This is a genomic window from Pseudoalteromonas rubra (assembly GCF_005887095.1).
Taxonomy (GTDB): Bacteria; Pseudomonadota; Gammaproteobacteria; order Enterobacterales; family Alteromonadaceae; genus Pseudoalteromonas; species Pseudoalteromonas rubra_E.
The window spans coordinates 20,126-29,349 of the sequence record NZ_PNCI01000021.1; the positions used below are offsets into that span (position 1 = coordinate 20,126).

Here is a 9,224-nt window from a genome sequence, read left to right on the forward strand (position 1 = left end):
TATGTTGTTTGTATGTTCGAGAAATCAATGGCGCAGTCCAACAGCTGAAAAAATCTGGAGGACCCACCCGATGGTCCGCGCCCGCTCAGCAGGGACCAGCCCCAAAGCCAGGCGAACCGTGACGGCGAAAGATCTGCACTGGGCAAATATCATTTTTGTGATGGAGAATAAGCACAAGGCTCAGCTCAAAACCCACTTTGCCGCGGCACTGCAGCACAAAGAAATACACGTCCTGGACGTTCCCGATGAATACGCATTGATGGAGCCTACATTGGTTGAGCTCATACAACAATCAGTCTCAGACTACCTGGATTTAGTCTGATCACCACACCGTATATCTGATAAGGAATAGAACAATGTAACACCCTCTCACAACCACATTAAAGCCGCCCATGAGTTGACTTATGGGCCCAGGAGACGCCTTTCGGCCTCGCCTGCCCCTCAAATTTAATGAATTAAAATATGGTGTTACAAGATGAGATACAAATATCCCCGCACCCCACACTTGCCCTGGTCTTTGGGTGCGACCAGCGATGATTTACATCAGGGTAGTGTGATGCAATTTGCAGGTAAAACAGTGGTTGTCACTGAAAAAATGGATGGTGAGAATACAACTCTTTATGCTGATTACCTTCATGCGCGTTCGATTGACAGTCGCTTTCACCCATCCAGAGCCTGGGTTAAAGCGCTACAGGGTAAAATAGGCTACCAAATCCCCCAAGGCTGGCGCATCTGTGGAGAAAACCTTTTCGCTCGCCATGCCATTGAATACACAAGATTAGAGAGCTATTTTCTGGCCTTTTCTGTGTGGGATAACAGTAACCAGTGCCTGAGCTGGCAAGACACTCAGCTGTTTTTGCAGCAACTGGGCTTAACGACACCCAAAGTGCTCTACTCAGGTCTCTGGTGTGAAAAAAGCATCAGGGACATCAAATTGGACCTTCAGAAGCAGGAGGGATATGTCGTCAGACTGGCAGACAGCTTTGCTTATGATGACTTTGCGCAAAGCGTTGCAAAATGGGTCCGAGCGGATCATGTGACCAGTGGCACGCACTGGATGCATTCGGCTGTGGTGCCAAATAGCCTGAAATCACAGGAGGATTGACATGAACCGACTCCAGGAAACCCATGCATGGCTTAACAGCCTGATGGAAACGCATACGCCCAGTTTCGCTGAATGCCTGAGCATATTAGGACCCTTCTTCCCGCTTTTATACGAGCTGGAGAACACTGTGCAGGATAACCAATGGCATGCTGAAGGCAATGTGGCTATTCATACTGACATGGTGCTCAACGCCCTTTATCAGCTTCTTGAAAGCCAGGCCGCGCATATCAAAGGACAGCAACGTCAGATACTGATTTTAGCTGCCCTGCTTCATGATATTGCCAAACCTATTACAACCAGAGAAAAAGACATTGCAGGTGTCACACGGGTGGTGGCCCCCAGGCATGAAGAAATGGGCATGAGTTATCTGGCACCAAGATTACCGCAGCTGCCAATAAGTCAACCCTGTATCGAGCAGGTCATGGCGCTGGTAGGATATCATCAGATGCCTAAGCTGCTGGTCGTCAGAAACGCTGGCTATGCGGATTATTTACGCCTGGCGTTAAATGCGGATCTGGCATTACTCTACTGGCTGGAAATGGCTGACATGCAGGGCAGGATCTGCCCTGATTTACCTCAGCAAGTAGAGTTACTCGAGCTGTTTCGTATGTTTGCGCAAGAATATGAACTCTGGGAAAACAAACAAGCGGAACTTGCGCTTCTGACACAGATCCAGGTTAAGGATGATGCCGCACAACAGGTATATCTGGACGGGTATGCCATCAGGCAGCTCGCTCATGGTCAGATAAACCTGATAGAGGAAGCTGTCGCCAAAAACTATGAGTCGTGTCAGCATTATGCGCACTTATACATTATGTGTGGTATCAGTGGCAGTGGAAAATCGACCTGGATACGCCAACACTTGAGCGAATTTGAGGTGGTTTCTCTCGATGAGATCCGCGAAGAACTCAACGGCAAAAGAAGCAGCCAGAAAAATCAGGGGCTCATGCTGCAAACAGCCAAACAGCGACTCAAAACCGCGCTGGGCAAAAAGCAAGATGTCGTCTGGGATGCAACTAACATCCGAAAGGATTTTAGAGAAATGATCTGTCAACTCGGATTGCAGTATGGTGCGCTGATCACAATTGTCGCATTTCAGCTGACAGAATCGGCTCTGCAAGCCAACAACAAAAACAGACACCATACGGTGTCAGATGATGTTCTGAGATCACAGCTCGACAGGCTTCAGTGGCCGGCCAGAACTGAAGGGCATCGTATGTTGGTCATTGGCGACCAGGGGGTTGAACTAAGCAGGACCGGGCGCTTTTAAATTACTGAGCACACAGCGTAACAGCCAGAAAAGGGAACTTAGCTATTTACCCCACCCTGTCACGCAGTGTCACACATAAACGCAATGAAGCGTGTTGAATTACCAACACGCTTGTTGCAATCACATGTCGAATTCAGCTCGATTTATCATATTCAGAAATAATCGTGATGTGCGTTACTGATGCATCAAAGTACCGTGCTTTGACTTGCAAATACTCTTCGTCAGAGAAAAAACGGTCGGACACCTCTTTACTTGGAAAGTGGATAGTGAAAACCCGGTTAATCGGTGCACTGGTCTCGGATTTAAGGACTTCACTGACGATAAAGTCGTATCCAAACCCGCCATGATATTGACTTAAAATAGGCTTCATCGCTGCGCGATACTGCGTATATACCGCATCATCCGATACGGCTAACCCGACCAAATATTCATACACCATTCTCTTTCCTTTCCAATATAGGGGAATTAGTTAGACTCAATCACGTTCTCAATTGTTGGGCAATTCACTGCGCTACCGCCTACATCGGGCCCAATTTTCGACATAGTAATTGAACTGCTATAGATTAAGCGCCCTGACCACGAGGCCTTCGCTTAGTACCTTTTAAATTTAATGCACTTTGTCTTCGTAAAATAAGCGGCACTTAATCCGCTGATAAAACCAAAAATATGGCTTGAACTGCTGGTTTGTGCAGAGAAGTCAAACAGGGTCGCTAAAAAACTGATGTTGGCGTAATAAGTGAGTATCAATAAAGCGATAAAACTCACGATACCCAGCACGTTGCGGTTAAACACAGCTGCGCCAAGCAATAATCCAAAATAACCCATAACCACACCAGATGCACCAATGTGATTGCCTGAACCGGCAAACAACCAAACGAGTGCCCCCGTGGCGACAATAATTAACAGGCTTGCCCTTTTAAACCTGGGCATTCTTGCTGCCAGGTAGCCACTTATAGCCAGGCCTAGCAAATTGCTCATTAAATGACCCCAGCTGCCATGCACAAAAGGGGCGGTGATGATACCACTCAGATAATATTCATTATGTGGGATAATCCCGAGCCGCCCCACCGGCAAACCAATCACGCTTCCCAGCAGCTGTACCAGAACCATCACCGCCATTGCATATAAAACCAGCTTAAAATTGGCTGGAAAAACCAGCGCTCGCGTACTCATTTATATCCTTGTCATTTTGCTGTTGAAAATTGCCAGATTTTAAGCAAAAAAATAGCGCCACCTGGCGCCATTTTCTCTAATTTTCAATTAGAAAGGCATTTTGAAGCCCGGCGGCATCTGCATACCACCTGTGACGTCGGCCATGCGCTTTTGCGATTCTTCACCTACACGACGTACTGCATCGTTTACTGCCGCGGCGAGCAAGTCTTCGATCATGTCTTTGTCATCTTCCATCAGGCTTTCGTCAATCTCTACGCGGCGTACATTGTGGCTACCCAGCATAGTGACTTTAACCAGGCCTGCGCCGGCTTCACCAACGACTTCAAGGTTCTTGATCTCTTCCTGGGCTTTTTCCATGCGCTCTTGCATTTGCTGCGCCTGCTTCATGATATTGCCCATTCCACCTTTAAACATAGTCTGCTCTCTTACACTTCAAAAAATTAAAACTCTATGGGATACAAGATAAGGGCTTACTTACACAATTACAATGCCCTTACCGATTTTTCGTCTACTGAGGCCTCAAACTCGCGAGCAAAGGCCTGGATCACGGGATCGTCATTCACTGCTTCGACCGCCTGAAGATATCTTTGCTGATCTATATCCTGCTGGATAAGGAACGGCGTATCAGTCACTGCATCTACAAATTCGATATTGAGTTCAACCGGCTCACTTAAGTTTTCAACCAGGCTCTCGTGTAGTTTTTCTCTCAGCATATTTGAATCCAGATGCTGCTGGCTTTGCTCAACCTGCAAAGTACATTGCTGGCCCTGGCGATTGAACATAGCGTGCAGCGCAAACTGCCTTACCCGACCACCCAGCTGCATGTGTTCTATCATCTGTGCCCAATCATCTTTTTGATGCGCGTATTTAATATCGCTGATCGGGCTGACAAAATTCTCTGGCGCAGGAATAATGAGTGTACTGTCCTGGCTCTGCTGATCGTCCGCTACCTGAGGCGCTAATTGCTCTAACAACTCAGGTGCCAGTTTGCTCTCATCTTTTTTAAAGCGCTCAGCCATATCCGGCTTTTTGGCTTTACGAAGCGGCGCTGCTGGCTGAAAGTCTTGCTGCGGCAGGCTCTGTCCCTGAGTATCATTCGTTCCGCTAGTCTGGCTATCAACTGACGGCGAGGCCGGTGGAAAAGTCCTGCCTGACGCAACAGCGCTTGATACAGCACCTCTGCCCTGCTGCGGCTCAGACTTTTTTGCTTCGTCATCTCCTGCGAGCAATTTACCAGCACCTGAGATTTGTCGGTTTTGTAAAATTCGAGCAATTGCTGATTGAGCTTGCTGCTGCTTCTGTGCCAGCTGTTGAACCGGTGTGTGTGTTTGTTCACTCTGCTGAGACACCTCACTATGCTGATGGTGAGGAGGTATAGCCTGAGGCTGTGGTTCGCTCTGGTGTTGCTCATACCCTTGTGATTCAGCCTGTGCCATGATGTCCTGATATTGTTGTTCAATCGAGACATCCTCAGGTGATGGCTGAGGTGCAGAAGGAGAAGGTTGCTGCAAAGCCGCTTCTGTATGTTGTGCAGGAGGTGTAGATGTTTGAGGTGCGACCCGCGATTCAGGCATTTGCTGCACAGGGCTCGTTGCCTGCTGAGCAGTACTCTGAGCCGGGACTTGCTCCATAGGCCCTTCCTGTTGAGAAGGCACCTTACTTTGCACTGGGCTAACCACAGGCGTATTCTGTTGACCCGACGCAGATTGGGGCTCAGGTGCAACTGGTTGATTTTGTGCAGCTTGTGGCTGGCGATTTGGTGCTACCGCGCTCGTCTGAGCTTGCGGACCACGCGGCTTTACGCTCAGCATATCTCTGAGCTTACCAACCTTACCCGGATCCTTTGCAGTAGCAGGCGCCGGGCCTGATGCCTGGCTGAAGTCGGCTTGCTCAAATGCCAGCAAACGCAACATGATCATTTCAAAGCCCAGTTTAGGCTCTGGCGCCCAGCTGAGATCTTTCTTGCCGGTAAGCAGCAGCTGATACATAAACTGGGTGTCTTGGGGCGATAACTGCTGTGCCAGAGTCTTTACTTGCTCAGCTTCAAACTGACCAAAATTAGCTGCCTGAGGCACCAGCTGAGTTAGTTGAACCAGATGTAACAGGCTGATGAGATCATCCAGCACACTGCTGAAGTTACCATTTTTCAGGGCTATGTTGGCCACTTCTGCCAACAGGGTTTCACCCTCTTGCGATAACACCGCAGCCATAAGCAAAACGGCGTGGCTACTGTCCATCAGACCAAGCATCTGCTGTACGGCTGGTAAGGTCAGCTCACCATTGGTTTGTGCAATGGCCTGATCGGTCAGGCTCAGTGCATCACGCATACTGCCGTCTGCCGCCTTGGCCAGAACTTCCAGTGCCGTCTCTTCAAAATTGACGGATTCCTGAGGCAAGATCTGCGACAATTGGGTCACTATCTGGCTTTGTGCCATGGCATTGAGGTTAAACTGCAAACAGCGCGATAAAATCGTGATCGGTAATTTTTGTGGATCTGTCGTTGCCAGCAGAAACTTAACATGCTCAGGCGGCTCTTCCAGGGTTTTTAGCAAAGCATTGAAGCTGTGCTTGGACAGCATATGCACTTCGTCTATCAGGTAGACCTTGTAACGACCGCGCGTTGGGGCATATTGCACATTGTCCAGAATTTCTCTCGTATCTTCGACCTTAGTACGCGATGCAGCATCAATCTCAATCAGATCAATAAATTTACCTGCTTCGATCTCTTCACACGCACTACACTGGCCACACGGAGTGGAGGTGATCCCCACCTCACAGTTCAGGCTCTTGGCGAAGATCCTGGCAATAGTAGTTTTGCCCACTCCCCGAGTCCCGGTAAACAGATAGGCATGATGCAGACGTTGCTCATTCAGAGCATTGATAAGTGCCTGCTTGACATGCTCCTGTCCCATCATCTCGTGGAACGACTGTGGACGCCATTTACGCGCCAGAACCTGATAACTCATAGTCGGTTACTCGCCGTCGAACTCGACCAGTTTTAACACTTTGATACCCATATCTGCCACGCGTTTTTCACCGCCCAACTCAGGCAATGAAATCACGAAAGCAGCGTCAGTAGCTTTACCGCCGAGACGCTCTACCAGTTTAGCGGTTGCTTCAATGGTGCCACCTGTTGCCAATAAATCGTCAACTAATAGAACCTTATCGCCCTCTTCGATGGCATCAACATGCAGCTCTAGCACATCTTCCCCATACTCAAGTTGATAAGACTGGCTAATCACTTCACGCGGCAATTTGCCCGGCTTACGTACAGGAATAAACGGTAAGCCCAACTCATAGGCCAGCGGTGCACCAAAGATGAAACCACGTGACTCTGTACCAATGATTTTGGTGAAGCCCTGCTCTTTATAGGCTTCTACCAGGCAGTCCATAGTTGCTTTGAAGGCTGCTGGGTTGGCTAACAAGGTAGTCACATCGCGGAACATGATCCCTTCTTTAGGGTAGTTAGGAACCGTTGCGATGCTGTCTTTAATCAGTGACAAGTTTGCTTGTGTCATAATCAATTGCTTAATAAGTTTGAATATCAAAGAGCTCGATTATAACAAGAAAGCAACCACATGAAATGCCAGCTGGGCAGATTTCACAATAAATTCGTGATGTTCGGATAGAAAAAAACCACCCAAAGTATAGGTGGCTTTTAATTCTGTATGACCAGAAGGTTATTACTCGCGATTAAGCGCTCAGTGCCGTTGCCCAGCCCAGAATTGCATTCAGGCAACCAATGCCAGCGAATACAGCAACAAAAGCCAGGAAATACTTAGCGTTAAACGGATCTTTGAAATCACCTTTAGACATATTACTACCTTTATTTTTTAAGCGCCGGGTGCGCAAGCAGCTTAGCCTGAGGTGTGGCCCGTCAGGTACTGCCGCTTGTCTGTCACTCAGCATAAGCACGACAAAACGGCGCCCATAATAATCGAACTTAGATGCCTGATAAAGGGGTATTATGCTTTTTTATCGACCAATATGCCTAGCCGAACAAACTGACTTAGGGTTTGGACTGCCCCATTGATCAAGGTCTGCTCGTCAAATTGGCTAAACTGTTCGGCCAACTGCCCTGCCAGCGCCCCTATGGTTATTCCAGGATTGACAACAATGTTTTGAATGAGGAGCGCGGTCATTGGGTTTGTTTCTATGAATTGCACATCAAACGCACGGTCCCGGTAAACAATAAAACAATGGGGTCCTGATGGTTCATGAGGCTGGTGTTCAACGCTTATCTGGTGTACCGGATACTGATAACTTACACTGCGTGCGCTCTGAGCAAGGTGCAACCCAGATAATTCTGATAAAGGCAGTGGAATAGGCACTTCTTCTGTCACTTCCTGCGCAATTGCCACTTCCAACTCTGTCCACTCATAGTGAGCCAGTTCAAGCATGAACGGAGGATCAGACGGAGTTGCTGAGTACTCTTCTTGCAAAAAGAACAAAAACTCGCGACTTATCTCTAAAAAATAAGGAGACTGACAATCATGCTGACTGAAAAATTGGCGCACCAAAGATAACCAGGTTTGCTCCTCATATAGACTCTTTAATACGGGAAAGGTAGAAGCAACAAACCCCTCAATATTATTAAAAAACAACTCCCTATAAACTTGCATACGGCGGTCTTCGATCCCCTCCGGAGCTGGATGGACATCGGGATCTTTAATATGAGCCATAAACTCGGCCTGAATCTGCTGAAACGACATCAGGCAGTGCCTCTTTTTAGGTTGTCAAGATTCTGCATAACATGGATCTGGTCCACTTCCTCAAGCAGTTGGGGTAATGGAGGAATATTGAAATCACGCTCCAGTAAGGTTGGAAACACACCATGCAGGCGATAGGCTTGTTGCAACAGCTGCCAAACGGGGGCGCACACCGCATCGCCATGGGTATCTACAAGCAAATCCTCTGCTTCGACATAATGCCCGGCAATATGACCATAAGCGATACGCTCACTGGGCATTGCCGCTAAAAATGCACCGGCATCATAACCATGATTGATTGAATTGACGTAAATGTTATTCACATCTAACAGCAGATCACAGTCAGCTTCTTCGAGCACTGCTAAGGTAAAGTCCTGCTCAGACAGCTGTTGACCGGGTGCAGCGTAATACGAGACGTTTTCCACAGCTATACGGCGCTCTAGCCTGTCTTGCACTTCTTTGATCCGTGCTGCTGTGTGCTTTACCGCCTCCTCCGTAAAAGGGATAGGCATAAGGTCGTACATATGACCATCCCCGGAACAATAACTCAAGTGCTCACTGTAGCAACGAATGTTATGCATCGAAAAAAAGGTTTTCAGCTCGTTCACAAACTCGATGTCTAGTGGTGCCGGGGAGCCGAGTGATAATGACAAGCCATGGCAAACAAACGGGTGTCTGGCTGTTAACTCCGAAAACTGAGCAGCGAATTTGCCACCGAGCGTCATCCAGTTTTCGGGCGCGACTTCGTAAAAATCGACCTGCTGAGGGGGAATAGCCAGTATATCATCTAACATTTCTCGCCTCAGGCCCATGCCAGCCCTGCCAAATGGTTTAGTCATTATCACTCCTTAGCCGCGTTATCAGTTAAGCGTGGCCGCCACATTTGCCTTCGCCGCACTTGCCTTCTTTTTTACTTTTGGCATCACCGCCACATTTACCCTCGCCGCACTTGCCTTCTTTTTTGCCT

12 protein-coding genes are annotated in these 9,224 nt (G+C 48.2%); 3 read left to right on the forward strand and 9 right to left on the reverse strand.

Annotated elements, in window-relative coordinates:
- Positions 1-70 precede the first annotated feature (70 nt).
- The 3 genes from CWB99_RS10530 (at position 71) to CWB99_RS10540 (ending at position 2,375) form a co-directional block, all read left to right on the forward strand.
- A complete protein-coding gene (locus CWB99_RS10530) occupies positions 71-322 on the forward strand; it encodes a phosphotyrosine protein phosphatase (RefSeq protein ID WP_249331823.1) in 252 nt (83 codons plus the stop codon).
- A gap of 153 nt (positions 323-475) precedes the next feature.
- Positions 476-1,105, forward strand: a complete 630-nt coding sequence (locus CWB99_RS10535; protein ID WP_138553361.1) for an RNA ligase family protein — start codon at positions 476-478, stop codon at positions 1,103-1,105.
- A 1-nt stretch (position 1,106) separates the two neighbouring features.
- Positions 1,107-2,375 carry an AAA family ATPase gene (locus tag CWB99_RS10540; protein WP_138553359.1) on the forward strand — a complete coding sequence of 423 codons (1,269 nt, stop codon included), beginning with the start codon at positions 1,107-1,109 and terminating at the stop codon, positions 2,373-2,375.
- 133 nt (positions 2,376-2,508) lie between these two features.
- Here CWB99_RS10540 and CWB99_RS10545 read toward each other — a convergent pair whose 3' ends face one another.
- From CWB99_RS10545 to CWB99_RS24885, 9 genes are all read right to left on the reverse strand, one after another.
- Complete coding sequence (locus CWB99_RS10545) at positions 2,509-2,814, reverse strand: DUF1330 domain-containing protein (protein WP_171045311.1); 306 nt, start codon at positions 2,812-2,814, stop codon at positions 2,509-2,511.
- A gap of 152 nt (positions 2,815-2,966) precedes the next feature.
- Positions 2,967-3,548: a rhomboid family intramembrane serine protease gene (locus CWB99_RS10550; protein ID WP_138553357.1), complete on the reverse strand. Its 582-nt coding sequence runs from the start codon at positions 3,546-3,548 to the stop codon at positions 2,967-2,969.
- Between the two features lie 87 nt (positions 3,549-3,635).
- A complete protein-coding gene (locus tag CWB99_RS10555; protein ID WP_138553356.1) occupies positions 3,636-3,962 on the reverse strand; it encodes a YbaB/EbfC family nucleoid-associated protein in 327 nt (108 codons plus the stop codon).
- 68 nt (positions 3,963-4,030) lie between these two features.
- Positions 4,031-6,514 (reverse strand): DNA polymerase III subunit gamma/tau, encoded by a 2,484-nt coding sequence (gene dnaX / locus CWB99_RS10560; protein WP_138553355.1) that lies wholly within the window; start codon positions 6,512-6,514, stop codon positions 4,031-4,033.
- 6 nt (positions 6,515-6,520) lie between these two features.
- Entirely contained in the window at positions 6,521-7,066 is a 546-nt protein-coding gene (gene apt, locus CWB99_RS10565; RefSeq protein ID WP_054016775.1) for an adenine phosphoribosyltransferase, read from the reverse strand.
- Between the two features lie 175 nt (positions 7,067-7,241).
- Entirely contained in the window at positions 7,242-7,364 is a 123-nt protein-coding gene (locus CWB99_RS24790) for a hypothetical protein (protein ID WP_268795172.1), read from the reverse strand.
- Between the two features lie 149 nt (positions 7,365-7,513).
- Positions 7,514-8,260 carry an HvfC family RiPP maturation protein gene (locus CWB99_RS10570; protein WP_138553354.1) on the reverse strand — a complete coding sequence of 249 codons (747 nt, stop codon included), beginning with the start codon at positions 8,258-8,260 and terminating at the stop codon, positions 7,514-7,516.
- Positions 8,260-9,096: an HvfB family MNIO-type RiPP peptide maturase gene (locus tag CWB99_RS10575; RefSeq protein ID WP_138553353.1), complete on the reverse strand. Its 837-nt coding sequence runs from the start codon at positions 9,094-9,096 to the stop codon at positions 8,260-8,262. Before CWB99_RS10575 ends, CWB99_RS10570 begins: the two co-directional genes overlap by 1 nt.
- Positions 9,097-9,121: 25 nt before the next feature.
- A partial coding sequence (locus tag CWB99_RS24885; RefSeq protein ID WP_432760830.1) for an HvfA family oxazolone/thioamide-modified RiPP metallophore occupies positions 9,122-9,224 on the reverse strand: 103 nt, incomplete at its 5' end.

Bases quoted from the DNA above. Each gene is read 5' to 3' on its own strand.
- CWB99_RS10530 (WP_249331823.1), top strand. From the start codon at position 71: ATGGTCCGCGCCCGCTCAGCAGGGACCAGCCCCAAAGCCAGGCGAACC.
- CWB99_RS10535 (WP_138553361.1), top strand. From the start codon at position 476: ATGAGATACAAATATCCCCGCACCCCACACTTGCCCTGGTCTTTGGGT.
- CWB99_RS10540 (WP_138553359.1), top strand. From the start codon at position 1,107: ATGAACCGACTCCAGGAAACCCATGCATGGCTTAACAGCCTGATGGAA.
- CWB99_RS10545 (WP_171045311.1), bottom strand. From the start codon at position 2,814: ATGGTGTATGAATATTTGGTCGGGTTAGCCGTATCGGATGATGCGGTA.
- CWB99_RS10550 (WP_138553357.1), bottom strand. From the start codon at position 3,548: ATGAGTACGCGAGCGCTGGTTTTTCCAGCCAATTTTAAGCTGGTTTTA.
- CWB99_RS10555 (WP_138553356.1), bottom strand. From the start codon at position 3,962: ATGTTTAAAGGTGGAATGGGCAATATCATGAAGCAGGCGCAGCAAATG.
- dnaX (WP_138553355.1), bottom strand. From the start codon at position 6,514: ATGAGTTATCAGGTTCTGGCGCGTAAATGGCGTCCACAGTCGTTCCAC.
- apt (WP_054016775.1), bottom strand. From the start codon at position 7,066: ATGACACAAGCAAACTTGTCACTGATTAAAGACAGCATCGCAACGGTT.
- CWB99_RS24790 (WP_268795172.1), bottom strand. From the start codon at position 7,364: ATGTCTAAAGGTGATTTCAAAGATCCGTTTAACGCTAAGTATTTCCTG.
- CWB99_RS10570 (WP_138553354.1), bottom strand. From the start codon at position 8,260: ATGTCGTTTCAGCAGATTCAGGCCGAGTTTATGGCTCATATTAAAGAT.
- CWB99_RS10575 (WP_138553353.1), bottom strand. From the start codon at position 9,096: ATGACTAAACCATTTGGCAGGGCTGGCATGGGCCTGAGGCGAGAAATG.